The 24,955-nt window shown below is 61.2% G+C and carries 29 protein-coding genes; 13 read left to right on the top strand and 16 right to left on the bottom strand.

The features are described 5' to 3' along the window. The first annotated feature begins 40 nt into the window (after window positions 1–40). Entirely contained in the window at window positions 41–1,009 is a 969-nt protein-coding gene (locus tag V3W39_RS11870; protein ID WP_330212676.1) for an SDR family oxidoreductase, read from the top strand. On the opposite strand, the gene V3W39_RS11865 is transcribed toward V3W39_RS11870, so the two are convergent. Then, window positions 996–1,352: a DUF2784 domain-containing protein gene (locus V3W39_RS11865; protein WP_177120723.1), complete on the bottom strand. Its 357-nt coding sequence runs from the start codon at window positions 1,350–1,352 to the stop codon at window positions 996–998. The two genes, V3W39_RS11870 and V3W39_RS11865, sit on opposite strands and share 14 nt — an antisense overlap. Before the next feature lie 24 nt (window positions 1,353–1,376). Next, window positions 1,377–2,273, bottom strand: coding sequence for a LysR family transcriptional regulator (locus V3W39_RS11860; protein ID WP_177045126.1), 897 nt, complete (start codon window positions 2,271–2,273; stop codon window positions 1,377–1,379). A gap of 97 nt (window positions 2,274–2,370) precedes the next feature. Here V3W39_RS11860 and V3W39_RS11855 point away from each other — a divergent pair, with 97 nt between their 5' ends. Then, window positions 2,371–3,219, top strand: a complete 849-nt coding sequence (locus V3W39_RS11855; protein WP_330212675.1) for an oxidoreductase — start codon at window positions 2,371–2,373, stop codon at window positions 3,217–3,219. Between the two features lie 3 nt (window positions 3,220–3,222). On the opposite strand, the gene V3W39_RS11850 is transcribed toward V3W39_RS11855, so the two are convergent. The 5 genes from V3W39_RS11850 to V3W39_RS11835 all read right to left on the bottom strand — a co-directional run bounded on the left by V3W39_RS11850 (window position 3,223) and on the right by V3W39_RS11835 (window position 4,579). Further along, window positions 3,223–3,549 carry a helix-turn-helix domain-containing protein gene (locus V3W39_RS11850; RefSeq protein WP_177077302.1) on the bottom strand — a complete coding sequence of 109 codons (327 nt, stop codon included), beginning with the start codon at window positions 3,547–3,549 and terminating at the stop codon, window positions 3,223–3,225. Next, window positions 3,530–3,784, bottom strand: coding sequence for a type II toxin-antitoxin system RelE family toxin (locus V3W39_RS11845; protein ID WP_177043007.1), 255 nt, complete (start codon window positions 3,782–3,784; stop codon window positions 3,530–3,532). The genes V3W39_RS11850 and V3W39_RS11845 overlap by 20 nt, the downstream gene beginning before the upstream one ends. Window positions 3,785–3,920: 136 nt before the next feature. Continuing rightward, entirely contained in the window at window positions 3,921–4,106 is a 186-nt protein-coding gene (locus tag V3W39_RS33775; protein WP_442968400.1) for an energy transducer TonB family protein, read from the bottom strand. Continuing rightward, window positions 4,061–4,288 carry a hypothetical protein gene (locus tag V3W39_RS11840; RefSeq protein ID WP_330212674.1) on the bottom strand — a complete coding sequence of 76 codons (228 nt, stop codon included), beginning with the start codon at window positions 4,286–4,288 and terminating at the stop codon, window positions 4,061–4,063. Before V3W39_RS11840 ends, V3W39_RS33775 begins: the two co-directional genes overlap by 46 nt. Before the next feature lie 30 nt (window positions 4,289–4,318). Further along, window positions 4,319–4,579, bottom strand: a complete 261-nt coding sequence (locus tag V3W39_RS11835) for a hypothetical protein (RefSeq protein ID WP_330212673.1) — start codon at window positions 4,577–4,579, stop codon at window positions 4,319–4,321. 191 nt (window positions 4,580–4,770) lie between these two features. On the opposite strand from V3W39_RS11835, the gene V3W39_RS11830 reads away from it, so the two are divergent. Further along, on the top strand, window positions 4,771–5,457 hold the full coding sequence (locus V3W39_RS11830; protein ID WP_177131618.1) for an HAD-IA family hydrolase: 687 nt from the start codon (window positions 4,771–4,773) through the stop codon (window positions 5,455–5,457). Window positions 5,458–5,587: 130 nt separating this feature from the next. Here the strand turns inward: V3W39_RS11830 and V3W39_RS11825 are convergent, their stop codons facing one another. Next, on the bottom strand, window positions 5,588–5,980 hold the full coding sequence (locus V3W39_RS11825) for a YbaN family protein (RefSeq protein ID WP_177043011.1): 393 nt from the start codon (window positions 5,978–5,980) through the stop codon (window positions 5,588–5,590). 20 nt (window positions 5,981–6,000) lie between these two features. Continuing rightward, window positions 6,001–6,588, bottom strand: a complete 588-nt coding sequence (locus tag V3W39_RS11820) for a UPF0149 family protein (RefSeq protein WP_017477430.1) — start codon at window positions 6,586–6,588, stop codon at window positions 6,001–6,003. A 332-nt stretch (window positions 6,589–6,920) separates the two neighbouring features. Between V3W39_RS11820 and recQ the strand changes: the two genes are divergently transcribed. Continuing rightward, entirely contained in the window at window positions 6,921–9,047 is a 2,127-nt protein-coding gene (gene recQ / locus V3W39_RS11815; RefSeq protein ID WP_177043012.1) for a DNA helicase RecQ, read from the top strand. Window positions 9,048–9,168: 121 nt separating this feature from the next. Further along, window positions 9,169–9,603 (top strand): MarR family transcriptional regulator, encoded by a 435-nt coding sequence (locus tag V3W39_RS11810; RefSeq protein ID WP_010166006.1) that lies wholly within the window; start codon window positions 9,169–9,171, stop codon window positions 9,601–9,603. Window positions 9,604–9,750: 147 nt separating this feature from the next. Here V3W39_RS11810 and V3W39_RS11805 read toward each other — a convergent pair whose 3' ends face one another. Then, a complete protein-coding gene (locus V3W39_RS11805) occupies window positions 9,751–11,940 on the bottom strand; it encodes a patatin-like phospholipase family protein (RefSeq protein ID WP_177043013.1) in 2,190 nt (729 codons plus the stop codon). Between the two features lie 83 nt (window positions 11,941–12,023). On the opposite strand from V3W39_RS11805, the gene V3W39_RS11800 reads away from it, so the two are divergent. After that, complete coding sequence (locus tag V3W39_RS11800; protein WP_093207434.1) at window positions 12,024–12,311, top strand: SelT/SelW/SelH family protein; 288 nt, start codon at window positions 12,024–12,026, stop codon at window positions 12,309–12,311. Window positions 12,312–12,319: 8 nt separating this feature from the next. Here the strand turns inward: V3W39_RS11800 and V3W39_RS11795 are convergent, their stop codons facing one another. The 3 genes from V3W39_RS11795 to V3W39_RS11785 all read right to left on the bottom strand — a co-directional run bounded on the left by V3W39_RS11795 (window position 12,320) and on the right by V3W39_RS11785 (window position 14,573). Continuing rightward, window positions 12,320–12,601, bottom strand: coding sequence for a hypothetical protein (locus V3W39_RS11795; protein ID WP_177043014.1), 282 nt, complete (start codon window positions 12,599–12,601; stop codon window positions 12,320–12,322). A gap of 131 nt (window positions 12,602–12,732) precedes the next feature. Further along, window positions 12,733–13,614, bottom strand: coding sequence for a DMT family transporter (locus V3W39_RS11790; protein WP_294739921.1), 882 nt, complete (start codon window positions 13,612–13,614; stop codon window positions 12,733–12,735). A gap of 161 nt (window positions 13,615–13,775) precedes the next feature. After that, window positions 13,776–14,573 (bottom strand): AraC family transcriptional regulator, encoded by a 798-nt coding sequence (locus V3W39_RS11785; protein WP_330212672.1) that lies wholly within the window; start codon window positions 14,571–14,573, stop codon window positions 13,776–13,778. Between the two features lie 133 nt (window positions 14,574–14,706). Between V3W39_RS11785 and V3W39_RS11780 the strand changes: the two genes are divergently transcribed. Beyond that, window positions 14,707–15,516: a UDP-2,3-diacylglucosamine diphosphatase gene (locus tag V3W39_RS11780; RefSeq protein WP_177043017.1), complete on the top strand. Its 810-nt coding sequence runs from the start codon at window positions 14,707–14,709 to the stop codon at window positions 15,514–15,516. 125 nt (window positions 15,517–15,641) lie between these two features. Here the strand turns inward: V3W39_RS11780 and V3W39_RS11775 are convergent, their stop codons facing one another. The 3 genes from V3W39_RS11775 to phhA all read right to left on the bottom strand — a co-directional run bounded on the left by V3W39_RS11775 (window position 15,642) and on the right by phhA (window position 18,091). Continuing rightward, window positions 15,642–16,838, bottom strand: coding sequence for an amino acid aminotransferase (locus V3W39_RS11775; protein ID WP_330212671.1), 1,197 nt, complete (start codon window positions 16,836–16,838; stop codon window positions 15,642–15,644). Continuing rightward, window positions 16,838–17,194, bottom strand: coding sequence for a 4a-hydroxytetrahydrobiopterin dehydratase (locus V3W39_RS11770; RefSeq protein ID WP_003214616.1), 357 nt, complete (start codon window positions 17,192–17,194; stop codon window positions 16,838–16,840). The genes V3W39_RS11775 and V3W39_RS11770 overlap by 1 nt, the downstream gene beginning before the upstream one ends. A 105-nt stretch (window positions 17,195–17,299) precedes the next feature. Continuing rightward, window positions 17,300–18,091 (bottom strand): phenylalanine 4-monooxygenase, encoded by a 792-nt coding sequence (gene phhA / locus V3W39_RS11765; protein ID WP_177043019.1) that lies wholly within the window; start codon window positions 18,089–18,091, stop codon window positions 17,300–17,302. Between the two features lie 266 nt (window positions 18,092–18,357). Between phhA and V3W39_RS11760 the strand changes: the two genes are divergently transcribed. The 6 genes from V3W39_RS11760 to flgJ all read left to right on the top strand — a co-directional run bounded on the left by V3W39_RS11760 (window position 18,358) and on the right by flgJ (window position 24,948). Next, a complete protein-coding gene (locus tag V3W39_RS11760) occupies window positions 18,358–19,923 on the top strand; it encodes a sigma-54-dependent transcriptional regulator (protein WP_177043020.1) in 1,566 nt (521 codons plus the stop codon). A gap of 306 nt (window positions 19,924–20,229) precedes the next feature. Further along, the gene (locus V3W39_RS11755) at window positions 20,230–20,970 is read left to right on the top strand and encodes a flagellar basal body rod protein FlgF (protein ID WP_003214611.1); all 741 of its coding nucleotides are present in this window, start codon (window positions 20,230–20,232) and stop codon (window positions 20,968–20,970) included. A gap of 63 nt (window positions 20,971–21,033) precedes the next feature. Further along, window positions 21,034–21,819 (top strand): flagellar basal-body rod protein FlgG, encoded by a 786-nt coding sequence (gene flgG / locus V3W39_RS11750; RefSeq protein WP_017477441.1) that lies wholly within the window; start codon window positions 21,034–21,036, stop codon window positions 21,817–21,819. Window positions 21,820–21,872: 53 nt separating this feature from the next. Next, window positions 21,873–22,568, top strand: coding sequence for a flagellar basal body L-ring protein FlgH (flgH, locus tag V3W39_RS11745; protein WP_177043021.1), 696 nt, complete (start codon window positions 21,873–21,875; stop codon window positions 22,566–22,568). Window positions 22,569–22,595: 27 nt separating this feature from the next. Then, window positions 22,596–23,684, top strand: a complete 1,089-nt coding sequence (locus V3W39_RS11740; protein WP_032868578.1) for a flagellar basal body P-ring protein FlgI — start codon at window positions 22,596–22,598, stop codon at window positions 23,682–23,684. A 4-nt stretch (window positions 23,685–23,688) separates the two neighbouring features. Then, a complete protein-coding gene (gene flgJ, locus V3W39_RS11735; RefSeq protein ID WP_330212670.1) occupies window positions 23,689–24,948 on the top strand; it encodes a flagellar assembly peptidoglycan hydrolase FlgJ in 1,260 nt (419 codons plus the stop codon). Window positions 24,949–24,955: the final 7 nt, after the last annotated feature.

Raw genomic sequence — 24,955 nt, 5'->3', positions numbered from 1 at the left:
AACAGAATCGCCCCATCAAGTAACCCTCAGGGGAAAAAGCATGAACAAGGTTCTGGTGTTGGGCGCGACAGGCGGGATTGGTGGTGAGGTGGCGCGGCAGCTGTTTGCCGCCGGTTGGCAGGTATGCGCCCTGACGAGGGATGTGGATAAGGCCCACAAACAGAGCGCCGATTTCATATGGATAAAAGGCGATGCGCTGAATCGTGAGGAGGTTGTTGCGGCGGCGAAGGGCTGTTCGGTGATCGTGCATGCGGTGAACCCGCCCGGCTATCAGCGCTGGGCGGAGCTGGTGTTGCCGATGATCGACAACAGCATTGCGGCGGCTATCGCTGAAGGGGCGACGATTGTCTTGCCGGGCACGGTTTACAACTACGGTCCCGATGCATTTGCGCGGTTAGAAGAGGACTCACCCCAGAACCCGCGTACCCGCAAGGGCGCGATCCGGGTGGAGATGGAGCAGCGTTTGCGCGAGGCCAGCCAGCACGGCGCTCGGGTATTGATCGTGCGGGCTGGCGATTTCTTCGGTGCCAAGGCTGGCAGCAGCTGGTTTTCCCAAGGCTTGGTCAAGCCCGCAAAGCCGGTGACCAGCGTGACTTATCCAGGCACGCCCGGCGTGGGGCATCAGTGGGCTTATCTGCCTGACGTGGCAAGCACCATGGTGGCGTTGATTGCACGCCGAGACTCTCTGGATGCCTTTGCCCGTTTTCATATGGCGGGCCATATCGACGCCGATGGCCGGCAGATGAGCCTGGCGATTCAGCGGGTGGTGTCACGCAGGACCGGCCAGCAACCTGCTGTGCGTGCTTTCCCGTGGTGGCTGCTGAAACTGGCCGCACCCTTTGTCACCACCTTCCGTGAGATGCAGGAAATGCGTTACCTGTGGCAAACCGAGGTGCGCATGGATAACCGCCGTCTCGTGCAAACATTGGGCAGCGAACCGCACACACCTTTGGATGAAGCGGTCGAGGCGACGTTGGCTGACATCGGCTGTCTGCCTAACGGCGCCTGATCAACCGCACATACACCGCGATATTGATCAGCAGCACCAGCGCGCCCAAACCCAACTGGATCTCGGGAGTCAGCCCGGCCGGGTAGATCAGGGTCAGGATGTAATGCTCGATAAACCCGCCGCCATAACCGTCCTGCCCGGCCAAATGACGAAACAGATTTTCCCAGCGGGTCAGCGGGCAGGGCAGGTGGAATACTTCAACGGCAACACCCCACGCGGCAGCAGGCAAATGCAGCCACATCACCGGTCGCCATTTGAGCGCAAGCAGGCCGCCAAACAGCACAAACAAAATGAACGACAAATGAAACAGCACCAGGCCGTCGGCGGCAAAACGGTAGAGCATGATGGGGTTCGCTTTGTGAATGGATCAGGTCCCGAATTCTTCCTTCAGGAACTCGATAAACACCCGCAACTTCTTCGGCGTGTTCGTACGGTTGAAGTAATACAAATACAGCGCACTGTGGGCAATCCAGTCGTCCAAAACCTCCACCAGCTCACCGCGTTGCAGGTACTGCTCGACGCTGGAGCGGGCCACGTAGGCAAAGCCGAACCCATCCAGCGCGCCCCGCACCATCAACTCCACGTCATTGGTCGCCAGCCGGCCTTTTACCGTGACCCGCATCTGCTTGCCGGCCTTTTCAAAGTCCCAGCGATGCAGCGAGCCGGTCTGCGCGCTGCGGTAGTTGACGCACTCATGCTCGAGCAAATCGTGGGGATGAGTAGGCAGCTTGCGCCCCTGCAAATACTCCGGCGTCGCCACGATGACGAATCGCAGCTGCGTCGCCACCGGCACCACCACCATGTCTTCGGCCAGCACGTGGTCGTAACGGATGCCCGCGTCAAAACCCTGGGCGACGATGTCCACCAGGCTGTTGTCCACCGCCACTTCCAGATTGATCCCCGGGTATTTGCGTAGGAAGCGCTGGAGTAACGGTTGCAGGACCATTCTGCTGGCAGTGGAGGGAATGTTCAGGCGCAAGGTGCCGGCGGCGTCGACCGTGGCAGCGGCTACGCTGTGCAGGCTGGTTTGCAGTTCTTCCAGCAGCGGCGTGATCTTCTGGATCAACTGCTCGCCGGCTTCGGTCACGCTGACGCTGCGGGTGGTGCGGTTGAGCAATTGCACGCCCAGCTGTTTCTCCAGGGCGCGCACGCGATGGCTGACGGTCGACACCGAGAGGCTGCTGGCGTCGGCTGCCTGGGTGAAGCTTTTCGAGCGGGCAACCTGCAAAAACAGGCGCAGTTGCTGGAAATCGGGCGTATCCATTGTGTGGTATTTCCGAAAGGGCCTTGCGGATTATGCATCTTTTTAGCAAGAACAGCGGCGCGCATACTTTTCCTACACACACGAGGATTGGCCCTTTATGACGACTTCCACCGCAAACCCCGTCTGGTTCATCACTGGCTGCTCCACCGGTTTCGGCCGCCAACTGGCGTTGCACACCTTGAGCCTCGGCTACCCGACCGTGGTCACCGCGCGTAATCCGCAACAGGTGCAGGATATCGTCGCCGGCCACGAAGATAACGCCCTGGTCCTGAAGCTGGACGTGACCGACCAGGCCCAGGTCGAGGCGGCTGTCAAAGCGGCTGAAGCGCGCTTCGGGCATATCGATGTGCTGGTCAACAACGCCGGTGTCGGCTATTTCGGCTCCTTCGAAGAAAGCGACCTGGATGATGTGCGCAACATGTTCGAAATCAACGTATGGGGCTTGAGCGCCATGACCCGCGCGGCCTTGCCAGGCATGCGCGCCCGGCGTTCAGGCACCGTGGTGAACATTTCGTCGGTTGGCGGCATTGCGGCATTCCCGTCGCTGAGTTTCTACAACGCGACCAAGTTTGCGGTCGAGGGCCTTTCCGAGGCGTTGTCCCAGGAGGTCGCGCCGCTGGGGATCAAGGTGTTGCTGGTTGAGCCAGGTCCGTTCCGCACCGACTGGGCCGGGCGTTCGGCCAACGAGGCGGCTCACGGGATTGCCGACTATAAGGAGACGGCAGTGGCTCGGGCCAACATGGTCCGCAACTACAGCGGCAAGCAGCCGGGTGATCCGGTGCGCGCGGCGATTGCCATCGTCAAGGCGGTGGAGGCTGAACAACCGCCATTGCGCTTGCTGCTGGGCAAGGCTGCGTTGAACTTTGCGCGGGTCAAGGTGAAGGCGCTGAGTACGGATTTTGATGCGTGGGCTGACGTGACCGAGGGCGCTGATTTTCCTGAGTAAGTCTTATAGTTCCAACTGATCTGCGTTGATGCCGAATGCCTTTGCAATCTTTTCCCGTGTCGCCCTACGCGGTTTGTTGACCGCCTCCTGTTGGGCATACGCCGGTTGGGAAATGCCAAGGCGTTTGGCTACTTCCTCTTGTGTCAGGTTGAGGTGTTCGCGCCAGGCCCGGATGGGCGTGGCACCCTCTACGACACGGCTGACGACCGCATGTGGAATGAGATCCTGGTGGTTCTGCTGAGCCAAGTATTGCTCGTAAGGGATCACCACAAAGGCAGGGTTCCCCTCGAGGTCGTTAATGATTTGTATGTCAGTAGGTACGTTCGTCACGTTTCTTTACCTCTTGAATGCTGATCACATGGATTTCCCCGTCCCAGTCGAAAAGTACTCGATAGTTGCCTGCACGCAATCGATAACCCTTGCTGTGGTTCACCAGCGTTTTGACGTTGGCGACATCAGGCATGTATTCGAGAGCAGACACTGCATCGCGAACTTGCCTTTGATGTTGTGAATGCAAGCGCAATAACTGCTTCACTGCTTTACGGGTCCAAAGGATTGAGTTCATCAGAGATTAATAAGTCTTTTATAAGTCTTGCAAGAGGTATTTTAACCAGCAGATGAGCTGCAGGTTACGTGTCTCTACAAACCCTAGACCGCTGCTGCAAAACGCAGCTTTTAAAACTGTTGCGTTGCATGACGACTTATTTTGCAAACACCACCGGTACCGTAAACCGCAGTTTGCTGCCCTGCGGAGGGCGCGGTACGGGGGAGGAGCGGCTGATCATGTCCAGCGTCGCCGCGTCCAACTCCGCGAAACCCGCCGAGCGAACAATGCTCGCACTCAGCACCTTCCCGTTGCTGTCGATTTCAAACCGCAAGTACGCCACGCCGCGGTCACCACGATCCCGGGCGTTTTGCGGGTAACGTTTGAATCGCTCCAGATGCGCCAGCAGTCGAAGCGCGAGGTGTTGTTCAGGTCCATGCCCCAACGCTTGTCCTTGGTGCGGTTGCGCAACGCGTCCTGGTAGGTTTCACCGAGCGGGTCGGCGTCGTCGTCATGGCCGTACAAAGGCGTCACCGTCACTGGGCCGTTGAACGCTTAGCTCTGGACCTTGGTGGTCCAGGCGTTGGCGCTGAAATCAATCAACAGGTTGTCTTCGGGCTTGAAGGTGTAGCGCACGGTGTAGGCGTTGATGCGCATGGTGCCGGGCTGCCATTGCGGCACGCTGCCGGAGGTATTGGGGATTACCTGGGACGGCATCACTTCGCCATATTCACCGTCGGTGTAGCGGTAGGTCAACTCCAGCGCCTGGTCGGGCGAGGGCAGCACGGATTCGGTGTCGCTGGAGGTGTTGAACACTTCGCTGTCGGGCTTGAAGAACTTGGCTGCGCTGTTGGCTTCCTGGGTGACGTAGGATCAGAGCCGAAACCGCCGCGACGGCAAGTTAGTTGAGATTAATTATCAATACCGACCTTTAACGGTTGCTTGCAGCGCAGGCGGGCCGTTATTGTGCTGAATCCTTTTAGTTCTTTGCCCACGGATCTGTAGTGATGAATGCACCGCGTACCGCTGTCCCGATCAAGGCTGTGATTTTCGATATGGACGGGTTGTTGCTGGACACAGAAGGCATCTACACCGAAGTCACACAGATCATCGCCGAACGCTACGGCCGCACGTATGACTGGGGGATCAAGCAGCACATCATTGGTCGCGGTGCCCAGGACCTGGCCGACTACGTGGTCAAGGCGCTGGACCTGCCGATTACCCCGGCAGAATTCCTGGTGATCCGCGAGCCGCTGATGAGCGAGCGTTTCCCCAAGGCCTTGGGCATGCCGGGCGCTGAAGCGCTGGTGCGGCACTTGAAGGCGCATAACATTCCGATTGCCGTGGGCACCAGCTCGTCGCGCAACTCGTTTGGCCACAAGACCACGTTGCACCGTGAGTGGTTTGGGCTGTTCGACACCATCGTGACAGCGGATGACCCGGAAGTGGGGGCGGCCAAGCCAGCGCCGGATATCTTCCTCACGGCTGCACGCCGGTTGGGTGTAGCGCCTGAGGATTGCCTGGTGTTTGAGGATTCGCCGTTTGGCGTGACGGCGGCCAAGGCTGCGCACATGACCGCGATTGCGGTGCCGGATGAAGCGATGGCGGACAGCAAGTACGCGCATGCCGACCAGATCATTCGCAAGCTGGCGGAGTTTGACCTGGCGGCGTATGGCTTGCCGCCGATGCGCTAATCCCTCTGAATAAACAGCGATCAAACTGTAGGAGCTGGCTTGCCTGCGATAGCGGTGTATCAGGCATGGATGTGTTGGCTGACACACCGCTATCGCAGGCAAGCCAGCTCCCACACAAACAGGTTTCACATCAGTCCTGCGGTGCCTTGGGCAGCGTCTTCTGCCGCAAAATATACACCGTCACCAACACCGCACTGGTCAGCATGAACCCCCGCGCCCAGATCAGCGGCACCAGGTAGCAGGAAAACCCGATACTCACCCACATCAACCCAATGGCATACACCTTGCCCTTGAGCGGAATCCCGTTGCCATCCAGATAGTCACGAATCCACGGCCCCAGGCGCGGGTGTTCCACCAGCCATTGGTAGAAGCGCGGGGAGCTACGGGCAAAGCAGGCGGCAGCCAGCAGAAGGAAGGGGGTCGTGGGCAGTACCGGCAGGAAGATGCCGATCACCCCGAGCGCCACGCTCAACCAGCCGATGGCCAGCAGAACGTAGCGCGTAATCACAGAGCGGTTGCCCATGGGCGCCACGGGCAACGGTCTTAGTGGTGGCGAGGCTTGAGGATCGCCGGCTTTTCGTCAGGTGCGTTGCACAGCAGGTACAGGGCGGTCAGCGCTTCCGGGATCTGAACGATCATGTCGTCCATCAGGTTGGCGTCCGAGGCAATGTCGGAGAATTCAGGTTGCTCGTCGAACAGGCCGGAACCGACCATGATCGGCAGCAGCATTTCGCTGACTTCTTCTTCAGCCGTCTCGAACCAGGCCTCTTCCCGCAGGAACACGCCTTCCATGAAGCCGATGCACCAGCCGCGCAGTTCGGAGTCGTCCGGGTCTTCACCCAGGTCCAGGTCGCAAGGCAGTTCGAACTCTTCATCGGAAGCCAGTTGACGGCCGATGTGAGCCTTGAGGGCCAGCAAGGTGGATTCGATTTCTTCGCGCTGGGCGGCGTCACTGTAGTGAGGCTCTTCGGAGAACAGGGCGTCGATCCATTCACGGTCGGGCACGACGTCGGAGCAGATCGACAGCGCGGTCAGATAGCCGTGGGCGGCCACGTAGTCCAGCGCCTCGTCGTGCAGCTCATCGGCATCGAGGAAGGCTTGCAGGCGGGTTAGTTGCTCAGCGAAGGACATTGACGGACTACCTTGGGAATAAACGATGGGCAATTCTAGGCTTTCTTGAGCGCCCAGGCCAGCCGCAGCACAGATTCTGTGGGAGCGGGCTTGCCCGCGAAGGGATCAAATGGGTCTATCTGACGGAATGCAACGTCAGCATCTCCCGTCCTGGCTATATCCTCAACGGCACCCTTTGCCGGGTGACCCTCGGGTATACTGCCGCGTTTTGTGATGCCCCTACAGGCCAAGCGCCAGTCGCGGGAAAAGTTCGCTTACGGATTATTTCCCGCTCAAGCGCGCTTTTTCGACCAGCCTGTACAGAGGGATTTCGGCGATATTTGGAGTTTTTCATGCTCGAGCAGGCTCAACGCGTCCTCAAGGACATCTTCGGCTACGACAGTTTTCGTGGCCGCCAGGGTGCGATCATTGAGCGCGTGGCCAACGGCGGCGACGCCCTGGTATTGATGCCTACCGGTGGCGGCAAGTCGCTGTGCTTCCAGGTGCCGGCCTTGCTGCGCGACGGCCTCGCGGTGGTGGTATCGCCGTTGATCGCCTTGATGGACGACCAGGTGGCCACCCTTGAAGAACTCGGCGTGGCTGCCGCTTCGCTGAACTCCACCCTCAGCGCCGAACAGCAGCGCGACCTCGCCGCACGGATCAAGCGTGGCGAAGTGAAGATGCTTTACCTGGCGCCCGAGCGCCTGGTGCAGCCGCGGATGCTGGCGTTCCTGCAGAGCCTGGAAATCGCCCTGTTCGCCATCGACGAAGCCCACTGCGTGTCCCAATGGGGCCACGACTTCCGGCGTGAATACTTGCAACTGGGCCAACTGGCGGAGCTGTTCCCCAACGTCCCGCGCATCGCCCTGACCGCCACCGCCGACAAACGCACCCGCGAAGAAATCGTCGACCGCCTGCACCTGCAGGACGCCGAGCGTTTCCTCTCAAGCTTCGACCGGCCGAATATTTTTTACCGCATCGTGCCCAAGGAACAGCCGCGCAAGCAGTTGCTGGCGTTTCTCTCCGATCGGCGCAGCGACGCCGGCATTGTCTACTGCCTGTCGCGCAAGAAGGTGGATGAGGTCGCCGCGTTCCTCAGTGAACAAGGCTACCCGGCGCTGCCGTATCACGCCGGCCTGCCCAATGACCTGCGGGCTTACCACCAGAAGCGCTTCCTCAACGAGGAAGGCCTGATCATGGTCGCCACCATCGCGTTCGGCATGGGCATCGACAAATCCAACGTGCGCTTCGTGGCCCACATGGACCTGCCCAAGTCCCTCGAGGCGTACTACCAGGAAACCGGGCGTGCCGGCCGTGACGGCCTGCCGGCGGATGCCTGGATGGTCTATGGCCTGCAAGACGTGGTGATGCTCAAGCAGATGCTGCAGAACTCCGAAGGCGACGAGCGCCACAAGCGCCTGGAACAGCACAAGCTCGACGCCATGCTGTCGCTGTGCGAAGAAACCCGCTGCCGTCGCCAGACCTTGCTCGCGTACTTCGACGAAGACATGCCCGAGCCTTGCGGCCACTGCGACAACTGCGTGGACGGCGTGCAGACCTGGGACGCGACCGAGCCGGCGCGCCAGGCGCTGTCGGCTATCTACCGCACCGGCCAGCGCTATGGCGTCGGCCATCTGGTGGATGTGTTGTTGGGCAAGGACAACGAAAAGATCCGCAGCTTCGGCCACGAAAAACTCTCGGTCTACGGCGTCGGCAAGGCTCGCGCCGAAGGCGAATGGCGCTCGCTGTTCCGGCAGATGGTCGCCCGCGGCCTGGTGGATATCGACCTGGAAGGCTACGGCGGCCTGCGCCTGAACGACAGTTGCCGGCCACTGCTCAAGGGCGAAGTCAGCCTGGAGCTGCGCCGCGACCTCAAGCCGCAGACCACCGCCAAATCCAGCACCAGCCAGGCCAGCCAACTGGTGCGCTTCGAAGAGCGCGAACAGTGGGAAGCCTTGCGCGCGCTGCGTAAAAAGCTCGCTCAGGAACACAGCGTGCCGCCTTACGTCATCTTCCCCGACTCCACCTTGCTGGAGATGCTCCGCGACCATCCCACTACCCTGGGCGAAATGGCCAGGGTCAGCGGTGTGGGTGCGCGCAAGCTGGAGCGTTATGGCCAGGCCTTCCTCGAAGTGCTCGGCGGCCAGGTGGAGGCGCCGAAAGAGGTCGCCGATATTCGCCACGAGCTGATCAGCCTCGCTCGTGCCGGCATGACCCCGATCCAGATCGCCGGGCAGTTGCAGTGCTCGGAAAAGAACGTCTACACCTTGCTCGCCGAGTCCATCGGCAAGCAGCAGTTGTCATTGGAGCAGGCCCTTGATTTGCCGGAAGATTTGCTCGGCGAAATCCAGGATGCGTTCCTGGATGGGGAAGGCGAATTGCCACCTGTTTCCGAGATCGCGCCACTGTTTACCGGCCGTGTTCCCGAGGGTGTCTTGTACTGCGTCAGGGCTGCTTTGCAGTCTGAATTCGAGATTTGATGCCGTAGTTAGGACAATGTAACGAAACAGTACATACCAGGTCTTGCCTACTGGCATGGGTCATGCTTAGCTGACTAATAATTAGCCACACTTTATTTTCAGTCTAACCCATGAGTTTTTTATGCCGTTAACCGATCAACACCGTTTTGGCATGCAGTTGGCACAGATGTCCCGAGGTTGGCGTGCCGAGCTGGATCGTCGCCTGGCAGGTTTGGGCCTGTCCCAGGCACGCTGGCTGGTGCTGCTGCACCTGGCCCGTTTTACCGAGCCGCCTACCCAGCGTGAGCTGGCGCAGAGCGTCGGGGTAGAAGGGCCTACCCTGGCCCGTTTGCTCGACAGCCTGGAAGGCCAGGGCCTGGTGGAACGCCAGGCCGTGGTGGAAGACCGCCGCGCCAAGCGTATCGTGCTGTGTGACACCGCGAAGCCATTGATCGAACAGATCGAAACCATCGCCACGGCCTTGCGCCATGAGCTGTTTGTGGGCGTCGATGAAGAGGATTTGCGGGTGTGCATGCGGGTTCATGAGCACATCCTCGGGAACCTCGAGAAGTCCTGATCCCGTTTCGATTGCTTTGCGCCTTGCCTTGCGTAGCAGCTGTCGAGCTTTAGCGAGGCTGCGTCGGGCGCGCCTCGGTCTGAAAACTGTGGTGCGGCTGACGCAGCCTCGCTAAAGCTCGACAGCTGCTACGGGGGAGGCGTTTGGTTAGAAGGTTTGCCCCAGGTTCAGATACACCGCCTTCTGGTTGTCATCGTTAAACCCATAACTGAAATTCAACGGCCCCAGCGGTGTATCAAACCCCAGGAAAACACTGGCCGCGTTGATGTATCCGCTGTCGTACTCATTGTCGTTGTTCCACGCCCGCCCACGTTCCAGTGACGCCCCGAGGTACAACGGGAAATCCAGCGGCAGATAAGACCGTGGCGTCAGCCGGCGATAGTAAACCGCGCGCATCAGGCTGATGTTCTGCCCGGCAATCGCATCCTCGCGGAACCCCGACAACTGCCGCGCGCCCCCCAGCAGGAAGCTGGAAATCACCACGTCCGACTGGTCCAGCGTACGCCCGTAGCGCCCGCCGAGGATCAGTGTGTCCGGCCCGCTGCTCATGGCCTTGTCCAGCTTGAACTCCCACTGCCGATAGCGCTGGTCGGAGCCCAGCCCCGGTTCGAACTCACGGAAGGCCAGGCCGATGTCTTCACCGGTGTGGGGGAAGTACACGTTGTCGAACGAGTCGAAGGAGTACTTCAGTTCGTAGAAGCCTTCGCTGAAGTTGATGCTCGGCGAATCCCGGTCGCCAATGCGCACGTCCGCCTTGCCCCAGGCCTCGCCCACGCCGAAACGAATCTCGCCGCTGTTGCCGATCTGCCGGCCCACGTTCAGCCCGAAGCCGTAGCGTTCCAGGCGGTATTCGGAGATCGGGTTGTTGTCTTCAATCAGTTCAACGTTCTGCGCCTGGGCACTGATATAGGGCGCGACGAAGTAGCGCGAGCCGGTGTCCATCGGCTGATAGAACTCGCTGTACAGTTCCTGCTTGTCACCAATCTGCACCCGCGTCAGCCATTCCGCACCGAGGCGGTTGATGCCGTTCATGCGGTAGCTGGCGCCGAGGTTGAAGGCGCTGTCGCCGCGCATGTCATCCGACAGGTTGAGGCCCAGGCGCAGGTAGTCGGTGCCGCTGCGTTTGCCCCGGGCGCTGATGACCAGGGTGTTGTCCTTGCCCTTTTTCACCACGCGGTATTGCACCTGCTCAAAGTAGTCCAGGCCGTACAGGGTGCCCATGTCGGTTTGCAGGCGGGCCAGGTCCAGCGGCTCGCCGAGGTTCTGGCGGATGTAGTAACGGATCACCTCGTCGCCCACCTTGGAGTCGTTTTCCACCTTGATCGCGGTGATCACCGGGTTGCGCTCGCCGGGCGTGCGGGCGGCCACCAGCGAAGGGTCCACCGGCTCGGCCGGGCGCAGGTGGGCCAGGCGCACGTCGAGGGCGCGGGTGGCGCGGTAGCCGGCGTCGATCATGTCCTTGGCCCGCCCGAAATCCGTCACCCCGTAGGCGGCCAACGGCGGCTGGATCAGCACGTCGCGGGGCGCCAGGGCCTTGAGTTGTTCCTCGGAGTTGCGCCGGGTCATCAGGGTGATGGACTGGTTGAGCACGTCCACCACGGTATTGAGTTGCTTGCGTGTGCGCAGCGGGGTGCCGATGTCGACGACGATGGCGATGTCGACCCCCATTTCCCGCGCCACATCCAGCGGGATGTTATCGGTCATGCCGCCGTCCACCAGCAGCCGGCCGTCCAGTTCCACCGGGGCAAACACCGCCGGGATCGACATGCTGGCGCGGATCACCTGGGGCAAGTGGCCTTTGCGGAACACCACCTTTTCGCCGCTGGTAATGTCGGTGGCCACGGCGCGGAAGGGGATCGGCAGCTTGTCGAAATCCCGCACGTTACTGGTGTGGGCGAACATGCTTTCCAGCAGCAAGGCCAGGTTCTGGCCCTGGATCACCCCCAGCGGCAGGCCGAGGCTTCCGTCATCGCGAAAGCTGAGTTTCTGTTTGACCAGGAAATCCCGGTCATCCTGCTTGCGCCGGAACGGCACGTCTTCCCGTGGCGGCGCATCGGACAGGGCGAGTTTCCAGTCGATGTTCAACGCGAGTTTTTCCAGCTCGTCGATCTTGTAGCCCGAGGCGTACAGCCCGCCGATCACCGCGCCCATGCTGGTGCCGGCGATTGCATCGATGTGGATGCCCTGTTCTTCCAGGGCCTTGAGCACGCCAATGTGCGCCAGGCCACGGGCGGCGCCGCCGGAGAGCACCAGGCCGATCTTCGGGCGCGGGTTTTCGACGGCTTGGACAAGGACAGGGAACAGGCACAGCAACAGGCAGGACAACAGGCGGCGCATCATCAATCTCAAGGCTTAGCGATAAAGGCCGGTATTATAGCCACTCGATCCTTTCAACCCGCCAAGCAGGAGCCTGTCAATTCATGTCAGCGGCCAAACCCGAAATTGTCATCACCTATTGCACCCAGTGCCAGTGGCTGTTGCGCGCCGCCTGGCTGGCCCAGGAGCTGTTGAGCACCTTTGCCGATGACCTGGGCAAAGTGGCCCTGGAACCGGCCACCGGCGGCGCGTTTCGGATTACCTGCGACGGTGTGCAGATCTGGGAGCGCAAGGCCGACGGTGGCTTCCCGGAAGCCAAGGTGCTCAAGCAACGGGTGCGCGACCAGATCGACCCGCAACGGGACCTGGGGCATAACGACCGCGTGCAATAAAAAGACGGCTATTTGCTGGCCATGCGCTGTTTGATCCAACTGACGACCACCGTCAGCACCAACCCGCCGACCCCGCCGCCGATGATGTTGCTGGCCAGGGCGGCCAGCGTCAGGTCGGTGGCGGTTTCGGTACCGGTGATCAGCGAGACGAGTTGGCCCAATACCAGGCCGCCAACCCCGCCGACCAGCGTATTGAGCCCGGTGCCCAGGCTTTGTTTGCCCAGGCCCGCGATCTGCCCGCCGATGGCGCCGCTGATGATCTGAAGAACCAGGCTGATGAAGATTTCCATGGTGCAACCCCTGCATCGCGTTGATGGAATGACCACTCGCTTGCAGCAACTTCAAAAAGCACCCGGGCTGTCGTCGAGAAGTCTGGATCCGTTGAACGACCACACACTGTCACGGACCCACAAAGTATAGATCAGGCCGCAGCGGCGGGTTGCTTGGCGGGTTTGGCGCTGCCCATCAGCCCGGACACCACGATGGCGACAATGATCAGCGCGCCGCCCATCAGCATGCGCAAGGTCGGGGTTTCGGCAAACAGCAGCCAGGCCACCGTGATGCCGTACACCGGCTCCATGGCGAATACCACCGCTGCTGTGCGCGCCTTGAGCACCGCGAGGCTGGCGACAAACAGGCTATGCGCCAGGCCGGTGCAGAACACCCCGAGCAAGCCGATCCACAGCCAGTCCAGCGCACGCACCTCGGACAGCCCGGGCGCCGCGACCGGTAACAAACACAGCGCCACTACTACGTTCTGGCACAGGGCTGCCTGCACCGGTGGAATGCGCCCGCTGGCGCGGTTGTTCAATGATAGCAGCGAGAACAGCAAACCGGAACCGACCGCCCACAACAGCCCGCTGGTGGCTTGGCTGGCGAGGTTGAAGTCCGGGGTGACCAGCACCAGCCCGATGCTCACCAGCACCACCAGCAGGATTTCATTGGCGCGGATCCGCTCGCGGAAAATCAGGCCTTCGAGGATCACGGTAAATGCCGGGAAGGTGGTGAAGCCCAGGGTGGCGATGGCCACGCCTGCAATCTTTACCGCAATAAAGAAACTCACCCAATGCCCGGCCAGCAGCAGGCCGCTGACCAGCAGGCGGCGCCAGTCCCGGGCTTGCAGCTTTTGCCAGGTGGTGTTGCTGGCAAAACGCGCGAAGATCGCCAGGGCAATCACCGCGAACGCGGCGCGGCCGAACACGATAATCGCCGGCGAAGCGGCCGCCAGTTTGCCGAACACGCCGGTGAGGCCAAACATCAATGCGCCGATATGCAGGGCGCCGAGGGCTGTGCGGGGAGTCATTGCGATCCTTAGGCAACGGGTTGTTTACAGGATCGCAGTCTAGAGGGTTGCAGGCATTCGCGTCTGTCGTCGAGCTCGCGGGTTTTGTCGCAGGACTCTTGTTTCAAAAGCCGAGGAGATCAAATGTGGGAGCTGGCTTGCCTGCGATAGCGGAGGGTCAGTCAATCAATTATTAGCTGATCCACTGCTATCGCAGGCAAGCCAGCTCCTACAGGAGACCGCGCTCGTCGAATGGCTCCGGGAGAGCTGCCAAACTCCCGCAACATCGCCGCGGCAAAAGCACTTTGCGAACCATAGCCAACCCGCACGGCAATCTCGCCGATGGGTAACTGGCTGTCGCGCAGCAAGCCACGGGCCATCTGCAAGCGCCGGCTGCGGATGTAGTCCATCGGCGTCTGCCCGCATTCCGCCACAAACCGCGCATGCAGGCGGGCGACGGACAGGTCGGCGATCTTCGCCAGATCTGCCACTTGCAACGGGTGCGCGGCGTGCCGCTGGATATGCGCATTGAACGCGGCATACGGCAGGCGCTTGCCCACCGGCGGTTGTGCGAGATTGAGGCTGGCCAGCAACAATACCGCACCTTGCTGGACGATCAGCGGATCGTCCACCGGGCTGCTCGCCAGCCACTGCACCAGTTGGCTTTGGCGGTGGTCGAGGGTCAGGTGTGCGCACTGGTCGAGCAAGCGGCGGCTGGCGTCGGCATGCTCGCCCAGGGACTGCGCCAACCAGTGTTCATCGGGTACGTCCAGCACCAGGCAGCGGCTGCCATCGCGACTGATGCACGCGTGGTGGGCGGCGTAGGGCAGCACCATCACGCTGCTGTGCTGCACCTGGCTGCCTCGGCCATCCACCTCGAAGTCCAGATGCCCGGACAGGCCAAACACCAGCTGTGCGTGGTCGTGGCTGTGGGCGATGGGCTCTTCGACGTAGTGGCGTAGCGTGAGGTTGGGTCTCATCGCAATCTCCTGGGCAGGCCCGCAGTTTACATCGCTTCGCCGTCTGTGAGCGCTGTCATCAGACTGACGCAACACTGTCATGGGCTATTAACTCCATGGGCGCAAGCTCGCGAAAACACCGTGAGGCATGCCCATGACCAGCGCCGAACTCGCCAAGCCCAGCCGTAAGCAACGCGTGCGTACCCTGTGGATTTCCGACGTGCATTTGGGCACCCGGGATTGCCAGGCCGAACACCTTTCGCATTTTCTCAAGGGCTACCACGCCGACAAGGTCTACCTGGTGGGCGATATCATCGACGGCTGGAAGCTGCGCAGCGGCATGTATTGGCCCCAGGCCCACACCAACGTGATCCGCCGCCTGCTCACCATGAGCAAGCGCGGCACCGAGGTGATCTACGTCACCGGCAACCATGATGAGTTCCTGCGGCGCTATTCGAAGCTGATCCTCGGCAACATCCAGTTGGTCGACGAAGCGGTGCATGTGACTGCCGATGGCCGGCATTTGCTGGTGATCCACGGCGATCAGTTCGACGTGATCACCCGATATCACCGCTGGCTGGCGTTCCTTGGCGACTCGGCCTACGAGTTCACCCTTACCCTCAACCGCTGGTTGAACCACTGGCGGGCGCGTTATGGCTACGGCTATTGGTCGTTGTCGGCGTACCTCAAGCACAAGGTCAAGACGGCGGTGAGCTTTATCAGTGATTTCGAAGAAGCGATTGCCCACGAAGTGACCAAGCGAGAATTGCACGGCGTGGTGTGCGGGCATATTCACCATGCGGAGATACGCAAGGTGGGCGAGGTGGATTACCTCAATTGCGGGGATTGGGTGGAGTCGTGCACGGCATTGATCGAGCACTGGGACGGGCATATCGAGTTGTATCGGTTGGCGGATGCCCAGGCCAAGGAGGCGCAGCTCAAGGCCGAGATGGTTGTGGGCTAAAGACTGGCGCGGTCCGAATGTGGGAGCTGGCTTGCCTGCGATGCAGACGCCTCGGTCTGTCTGTAAAACCGAGTTGATGCTATCGCAGGCAAGCCAGCTCCCACATTTTTATCGGGTTTCTTCAGTTAGGTATTGGAGACATCGGCGATTGCCTCAGCCAGCAACGTCAACCGCGTCGCATCAATCCCCGCCACGTTTGCACGCCCGGAATTGACCATATACACGCTGTGCTTCTCCCGCAGTTGCTTCACCTGCTCGGCACTCAACCCGGTATAGGAAAACATCCCGCGTTGCGCCGCGATATGCGCAAACCGCTCCGACAAACCATGCGGCGCCAAGGCTTCCACCAACCCGGAACGCAACTGTGCAATCCGCGCCCGCATCGCTTCAACTTCCTCGGCCCACTGCTTTTTCAACCCGGCATCACCCAGAATGGTCGCCACTACCGCAGCACCATGATCCGGCGGCGTCGACCACAGGTTGCGCGCAATAAACGCCAGTTGGCTGCGCACATCCGTCAGTTTCTCGGCGTTCGTCGCGCACACAATCAGCGCGCCCACGCGGTCGCTGTACAGGCCAAAGTTCTTCGAGCACGAACTGGTGATCAACACCTCAGGCAGCTCAGCCGCAAACAACCGCACCGCCCACGCATCCTGTTCCAGGCCGTCGCCAAAGCCCTGGTAGGCAAAGTCGATCAGCGGCAGCAGCTCGCGCTCGCGGACGATGGTCAGCACCTGGCGCCAGTCGTCCTGTGACAGGTCGAAGCCGGTCGGGTTGTGGCAGCAGGCATGCAGCAACACCACATCGCCTTTTGGCACCGTAGACAGCGTGGCCAGCATCGCCGCCACATCCAGGCGGTTGTCGCTGCCCACATACGGGTAATGGCTGACCTTGAGCCCGGCCTTGGCGAAGATGGTTTCGTGGATCGGCCAGGTCGGGTTGCTCAGCCACACGCCACGGCCGGGCAGGCTGTGGGCGATAAAGTCGGCGCTCAGGCGCAGCGCGCCGGTGCCGCCTGGCGTCTGGGTGGCGCCGGCACGGCGTGCGCTCAGCAGCGGCGAACCGGCGCCCAGCACCAGCTCACTGATCAGCGCGCCGAACGCGGCATTGCCGTGGCCGCCGATGTAGGTCTTGGTGGTTTGTTGCTCCACCAGGCGCTGCTCGGCCAGCTTTACCGATTGCGGGATCGGTGTCAGGCCCTGGTCGTCCTTGTACACGCCCACGCCAAGATCGAACTTGTTCGGGTTCGGGTCCTGGGCATACAGCTCCATCAGCCCGAGGATCGGGTCTCCGGGCACCCGGCCAATCGCGTCAAAATGCATTACTTGCGGCCCTCGGCATCCTTGGCTACTTCGTCGGTGCGCGCGGCCATGATGAAGTCGTTGCGGTGCAGGCCCTTGATGGAGTGGCTCCACCAGGTCACGGTGACTTTGCCCCATTCGGTGAGCAGGCCTGGGTGATGGCCTTCAGCCTCGGAGATCACGCCCACCGCGTTGGTGAACGCCAGGGCGAATTTGAAATTCTTGAACAGGAAAACCTTTTCCAGCTGCATCACGCCGTCGCGTACTTCGATGTTCCAGTCGGGGATCTGCTTGATCAGCACCGGCAACTCTTCGTCGCTGACTTGCGGGGCATCGGCGCGGCAGGCTTCGCAGTGGGCTTGGTTCAACGTGGTCATGTGGGTATTCCTGAAATCGAGTGTTTGGAAAACGGTCGTCAGTGGCGTCACCCTAAAGCAACGCGCGGCCAGGGAACAGACTCACCTGGCCTTAAAAGCCGCGGTTCACGCCGCCTTGGGCTTGGGCGGGAATTTCGGCGCGTGCAGCCCCAGCTGCATCCCGCGCTCGACCATGCCCATGATGTCTTCCTGCGCCACTTCGAACAGGCGCTTGAGGTTGGGCAGGGCGAAGTACAGCGGTTGCAGGATGTCGATGCGGTACGGCGTGCGCATGGCTTCCAGCGGGTCGAAGGCTTGGTGCTCGGGCTCGTCCGAGAGGCAGTACACCGTCTCCTTGGGCGAAGACAGAATGCCGCCACCGTAGATGCGCCGGCCTTCGGGCGTGTCCACCAGGCCGAACTCGATCGTCATCCAGTACAGCCGCGCCAGGTACACGCGCTGTTCCTTGGTGGCGGCCAGGCCGAGCTTGCCGTAGGTGTGGGTGAATTCTGCGAACCAGGGGTTGGTCAGCAGTGGGCAGTGGCCGAAGATCTCGTGAAAAATGTCCGGTTCCTGCAGGTAATCCAGCTCTTCGCGGGTACGAATAAACGTCGCCACCGGAAACTGTTTGTTGGCGAGCAATTCGAAAAAGGTCTGGAAGGGGATCAGCGCCGGTACCCGGGCCACTTGCCAGCCGGTGGTCTCGGCCAGCACTTTGTTGATTTCCGCCAGTTGCGGAATGCGGTCGTGGGGCAGGCCGAGCTTGTCGATGCCGTCCAGGTATTCCTGGCAGGCGCGGCCCTCGATCACTTTCAACTGGCGCGTGATCAGGGTGTTCCACACCGCATGTTCTTCGGGCGGGTAGTCGATAAAACCGTTCGCGTCGGGCTCGCGGGCCACGTACTGCGTCTGCTTCATGCTGCTCTCCTGCTAGGCATTCGTTCTTGTTATGTCCTGGGATGAGCCTATTGATACGCGCCTTGGGCCGGGAAGCCATCCAGGGTTGCCGGGGTTATGTAGGAAAAGTTACCGAATTTCGTAAAGTTTTCGTTACGGTTTTGCGCTTTAACGCTGTGCGCAGTGATTTGTCGGTGTGAAAAGTCTTGCAGCTGTCACATAATCTTGACGATTATCTGCGCCCAGCGGCAAAAAGACGCAGCGCCTCCATCTTTTCGGGCCTCCTTATGCGTATCAAAGTGCATTGCCAGAACCGCATCGGCATCCTGCGGGACATCCTCAACCTGTTGGTGGAGTACGGCGTGAACGTCGCCAAGGGCGAGGTCGGTGGCGAGCATGGCAACGCTATCTACCTGTACTGCCCGAACCTGGTGAACCTGCAATTCCAGGCGCTGCGCCCGCAGTTCGAAGCGATTGCCGGGGTATTTGGCGTCAAGCGGGTAGGGCTGATGCCCAGCGAGCGTCGGCATATGGAGCTCAATGCATTGTTGGGCGCGCTGGAGTTTCCGGTGCTGTCCATCGACATGGGCGGCTCCATCGTCGCCGCCAACCGTGCGGCGGCGCAGTTGCTCGGGGTGCGGGTGGATGAGGTGCCCGGTATTCCGTTGTCGCGTTACGCCGAAGACTTTGATTTGCCGGAGCTGGTGCGGGCCAGTAAATCGCGGATCAATGGCCTGCGGGTCAAGGTCAAGGGTGACGTATTCCTGGCTGATATCGCGCCGCTGCAATCCTCCGAACATGACGACAGCGAAGCCATGGCCGGCGCCGTGCTGACCCTGCACCGCGCCGATCGGGTCGGTGAGCGTATCTATAATGTGCGCAAGCAAGAGCTGCGCGGCTTCGACAGCATCTTCCAAAGCTCCAAAGTCATGGCCGCCGTGGTCCGTGAAGCCCGGCGCATGGCACCGCTGGATGCGCCTCTATTAATAGAAGGCGAAACCGGTACCGGCAAGGAACTGCTGGCCCGCGCCTGTCACCTGGCCAGCCCGCGCGGACAGTCGCCGTTGATGGCGCTCAACTGCGCCGGTTTGCCGGAGTCCATGGCCGAGACCGAGTTGTTTGGTTATGGCCCGGGTGCCTTTGAAGGGGCGAGGGCGGAAGGCAAGTTGGGGCTGCTGGAGCTGACGGCGGGCGGCACGCTGTTTCTCGATGGCGTCGGGGAAATGAGCGCGCGGCTGCAGGTGAAGTTGCTGCGGTTTTTGCAGGATGGCTGCTTTCGCCGGGTAGGCAGTGATGAAGAGGTGTACCTGGATGTGCGGGTGATCTGCGCGACGCAGGTGGACCTTTCCGAGCTGTGCGCCCGGGGTGAATTCCGCCAGGACCTTTACCATCGTCTCAATGTGCTCTCGCTGCATATCCCGCCACTGCGCGAATGCCTCGACGGGTTGCCGCCACTGGTGGACCACTTTCTGGATCAGGCCAGCCGGCAAATCGGCTGCCCGCTGCCCAAGCTGGCGCCGGCGGCGATGGATCGGCTCAGCCATTACCACTGGCCAGGGAATGTGCGGCAGTTGGAGAACGTGCTGTTCCAGGCGGTTTCGCTGTGTGAGGGCGGCACGGTCAAGGCCGAGCACATTCGCCTGCCGGACTATGGCGTGCGCCAGCCGCTGGGGGATTTTTCCCTGGAAGGCGGGCTGGAAGAGATCGTCGGGCGCTTCGAGAAGGCGGTGCTTGCGCAGTTGTATGCCGAGCATCCCAGCAGTCGGCTGTTGGGCAAGCGGCTGGGCGTGTCCCACACCACCATTGCCAACAAGTTGCGGGACTACGAAGTGCTCAAGGCCGAACGCGGTTAAAACTGTAGGAGCTGGCTTGCCTGCGATAGCGGTGTATCAGCTACCACCTGTTTTGCTGACCCACCGCCATCGCAGGCAAGCCAGCTCCTACAGTTGATCTTTGTCGTTCTTGATACCTGCACTTGCCGTAAGCGGCATAAGTCCGCCGTTTTTTCGACTCTCTCCCTACCGCCTCAAGCCGCACTCCGCCAGCAAACCCCCGCCCCGCCTGGACTTTCCCTCATTTCAAAAAGTTGGTTCGCAAATTGCTTAAGCCTCATCAGTACAGCGGTGGGCGGCAAGCGTCCGTCAGAAAGAGGATAGAGCGTGGATAAGTACCTTTACGTGGCAATGACCGGCGCCAGCCAGAATGCACTGGCGCAGAAGGCCCACGCCAACAACTTGGCGAACGTTTCCACCAATGGTTTCCAGCGTGACCTCGAGCAGGCGCGCTCGATGCCGGTGTTTGGTGACAGCTTTCCGGCGCGGGCCTTTGCCTTGACCGAACGCCCAGGCACCGACTTTTCCCCTGGCGCGATGATTGAAACCGGCCGTGACCTCGACGTGGCCGTCAGCGGCGACGGCTGGATGGCCGTGCAAAACCCGGATGGCGGCGAGTCCTACGTGCGCAGCGCCAGCATGAACGTTGATGCATTGGGCGTACTGCGGGCCGGCAACGGCATGCCGATCATGGGCAACGGCGGCCCGATTGCCGTGCCGCCCCAGCAGCAGATCGAAGTCGGCCAGGACGGCACCATCAGCATCCGCGCCATGGGCGAAGGCCCGCGGGTGATGGCTGAGGTGGACCGGATCAAGCTGGTGCAGCCCGACCTCAAGAACATGACCAAGGGCCTCGACGGCACCATCCACACCAAGGATGGCCAACCGGCCCAGGCCGATGCCAACGTCAAGTTGACGTCGGGCTTCCTGCAGGCGAGCAACGTGAACGCCGTGGAAGAGATGACGGCAGTACTGGCTCTGTCCAAGCAGTTCGAATTGCACATCAAGATGATGAACAGCGCCAAAGAAGACGACCAGGCCATGACCCGCGTCCTGGCGATGAGCTGATAGCAGCCACACCCTAATTTTTGTAGCGCGGCGCCATAAAACAGGCGCACGAAGGAGAAGAACATGCTTCCGGCTCTATACGTTGCCAAAACAGGTTTGTCCGCCCAGGACACCAACCTGACCACCATTTCCAACAACCTGGCCAACGTGTCCACCACGGGTTTCAAACGTGACCGCGCCGAGTTCCAGGACTTGCTCTACCAGATCAAGAAACAACCGGGCGCCCAGTCGACCCAGGACAGCGAATTGCCGTCGGGCCTGCAATTGGGTACCGGTGTGGCGATTGTTGGCACCCAGAAGAACTTCAGCGCCGGCAACCTGCAGCAGACCGGCCAGCCGCTGGACTTGGCGGTCAACGGCAAGGGCTTCTTCCAGATCCTGCAGCCGGACGGCACCACCACCTACACCCGCGACGGTACGTTTCACCTGGACGCCAACGGCCAGGTCGTAACCGCCAACGGTTTCGCGCTGGAGCCGGCGATTGTTGTGCCGAACAACGCCCAGACCTTCACCGTCGGCAACGACGGCACCGTGTCGATCACCGTGGCCGGCAACCCGGCGTCCCAGGTGATCGGCAACCTGCAAACCGCCGACTTCATCAACCCGGCCGGCCTGCAGGCGATTGGTAACAACCTGTTCCTGGAAACCGCGTCCAGCGGCGCGCCGCAAATCGGCACCCCGGGCCTCAACGGTTTTGGTACCACCCTGCAAAGCACCCTGGAAACATCCAACGTCAGCACCGTTGAAGAGATGGTCAACATGATCACCACTCAGCGCGCCTACGAGATGAACTCCAAGGTGATTTCCACCGCCGACCAGATGCTTTCGTTCGTAACGCAGAATCTGTAATCAAGTCTATGGGGCGCCCTTGAAGGCGCCTGCAACACCGTGAGGTATGGGTCATGAATCGCTATGTTTCTGTTTTGGCACTGAGTGGGATTGCTGCGCTCGCGGGCTGTGTCGCCCCGTCGCCAAAGCCCAATGACCCGTACTATGCGCCGGTGTTGCCGCGCACGCCGCTGCCGGCGGCCGCCAACAATGGCTCGATCTACCAGGCCGGTTTCGAACAGAACCTGTACAGCGACCGCAAGGCCTTCCGGGTCGGTGACATCATCACCATCACCCTCAACGAGAAGACCCAGGCGAGCAAGAACGCCAACTCGCAGATCGGCAAGACCAGCAAGACCAGCATCGGCCTGACCTCGTTGTTTGGCGGTGTACCGAACACCAACAACCCGCTGGGCAGCGGTGACCTGAGCCTGGACGCCGGCTACAGCGGCGACCGCGCCACCAACGGCAAGAGTGCGGCGGGGCAGGGCAACAGCCTGACCGGTTCGATCACCGTGACCGTGGCCGACGTGCTGCCCAACGGCATCATCGCCGTACGCGGCGAGAAGTGGATGACCCTCAACACCGGTGACGAGCTGGTGCGTATTGCGGGCATGGTTCGCGCAGACGATATCTCTACCGACAACACCGTGCCGTCGACACGGATTGCCGATGCACGCATCACCTACTCGGGTACGGGTTCGTTTGCTGACGCCAGTCAGCCGGGCTGGTTTGACCGTTTCTTCCTTAGCCCGCTGTTCCCTTTCTAGGTGATCACTTTGAACTTCAAACAGCTGATGGCTACGATGTTGCTGCTGGCCCTGAGCGCTGGCGCCCAGGCTGAGCGCTTGAAAGACATCGCGAGCATTTCCGGCGTTCGGTCCAACCAATTGATCGGCTACGGCCTGGTGGTGGGGCTTAACGGCACCGGTGACCAGACCACCCAGACCCCGTTCACCTTGCAGACCTTCAACAACATGCTCTCGCAGTTCGGTATCAAGGTTCCGGCGGGTTCGGGCAACGTGCAACTGAAGAACGTCGCGGCGGTGTCCATCAGCGCGGACTTGCCACCGTTCGCCAAGCCGGGGCAGGTGGTCGATATCACCGTCTCGTCCATGGGCAACTCGAAAAGCCTGCGGGGCGGCACCTTGCTGATGACGCCACTCAAAGGTATCGACGGCAACGTCTACGCCATCGCCCAGGGCAACCTGGTGGTGGGTGGTTTTGACGCCGAAGGCCGTGACGGTTCGAAGATCACCGTCAACGTGCCGTCGGCCGGCCGGATTCCGGGTGGTGCCTCGGTGGAGCGCACAGTGCCGAGCGGTTTCAACCAGGGCAACAGCCTGACCCTGAACCTCAACCGTTCGGACTTCACCACTGCCAAGCGCGTGGTCGACAAGATCAATGAATTGCTCGGCCCGGGCGTGGCCCAGGCCATCGACGGCGGCTCGGTCCGCGTCACCGCGCCGCTGGACCCAAGCCAGCGTGTCGACTACCTCTCGTTGCTCGAAAACCTTGAGGTCGACCCGGGCCAGGCGGTGGCCAAAGTCATTATCAACTCGCGTACCGGCACCATCGTGATCGGCCAGAACGTGAAGGTTTCGCCGGCGGCCGTAACCCACGGCAGCCTGACGGTGACCATCACCGAAGACCCGATCGTCAGCCAGCCTGGCCCGTTGTCCAACGGCCAGACCGCGGTCGTGCCACGCTCGCGGGTGAATGCCCAGCAAGAAGCCAAGCCGATGTTCAAGTTCGGCCCCGGCACCACCCTGGATGAGATTGTCCGTGCGGTGAACCAGGTGGGCGCAGCGCCCGGCGACTTGATGGCGATCCTCGAAGCATTGAAACAGGCCGGCGCCTTGCAAGCCGACCTGATAGTGATCTGACGCCATGGCCATGGACATGCGCAAGAGCGGCCTGACCAGCACGGCGGACTCGGGTTCCTATTCCGACCTCAACCGGCTGAACCAGTTGAAGTTCGGCGATAAGAACAGCGATGGCAACATGCGCAAGGTTGCGCAGGAATTCGAGTCGCTGTTTCTTGGCGAGATGCTCAAGTCCATGCGTTCGGCCACCGAGGCCCTGGGCAAGGACAACCCGCTGAATACGCCGGCGGCCAAGCAGTATCAGGAGATGTACGACCAGCAGTTGGCGGTCTCGCTGTCCCGCGAGGGCGGTGGTATCGGCCTGGCCGACGTGTTGCTGCGCCAGATGCAGAAGAACAAGCCGGTGGACGCCCAGGCGGCCACCTTGCAAGGTCCGGCCACGCCGGCGAAGAAGGTGGATGTGCCTACGGAAATTGCCGCAGGTACCAAGGCCGATGGCCCGTTGGGCCGCAGCAATGGTCAGCGGCCATTGTGGGCCTATCGTGTGGCGGTGCCGGAAGGCACCAACAGCCACGCCAACGACATGGCGCTGATGAATCAGCGGCGCATCTCGTTGCCGAGCAAACTCACCGATCGCCTGCTGGCTGGCATCGTGCCGGGCACTGATGCCACCACCGTCGCCAAGGCCGCGCCGCTGCGGAACAGCGCCGCCGATGACGGTGTGGTCAACAGCACCGCCCGCAGCATGGCCGCGATACCGCACGGGCAAATGCAGGTTTACGGCCGTGCCGTGGCCCAGCCACCGTTGGCACCGGCGAAAAAAGCCTTCAGTTCGCAGGATGAATTTGTCGCCACCATGTTGCCGATGGCCAAGCAGGCCGCTGCGCGGATTGGCGTCGACCCACGCTACCTGGTGGCCCAGGCCGCCCTGGAAACCGGTTGGGGTAAATCGGTGATGCGTGCCGAGGATGGCACCAGCAGCCACAACCTGTTCGGTATCAAGGCCGGGCAGAGTTGGCAGGGTGAACAGGCCCGTGCGATCACCAGCGAGTTTCGTGATGGCGCGATGGTCAAGGAGACGGCGCAGTTCCGTTCCTACAACTCCTACCAGGACAGCTTCCATGACCTCGTGACGTTGCTGCAAAGCAATGATCGCTATAAAGAAGTTGTGAAGTCAGCCGACAACCCGGAACAGTTTGTACGCGAGTTGCAAAAAGCCGGTTATGCAACCGACCCGGATTACGCCAGCAAGATTTCGCAGATTGCAAAAACGATGAACAGCTACCAGAACTACGCTGCCGCGGGCGCTTCCACTCATTTATAAGGTCTGA

The organism is Pseudomonas sp. Z18(2022) (genome assembly GCF_036346535.1).
Lineage (GTDB): Bacteria > Pseudomonadota > Gammaproteobacteria > Pseudomonadales > Pseudomonadaceae > Aquipseudomonas > Aquipseudomonas yamanorum_A.
Note: the sequence above shows the minus strand (reverse complement) of the source record. Positions and strands in the feature narration are given on the sequence as shown.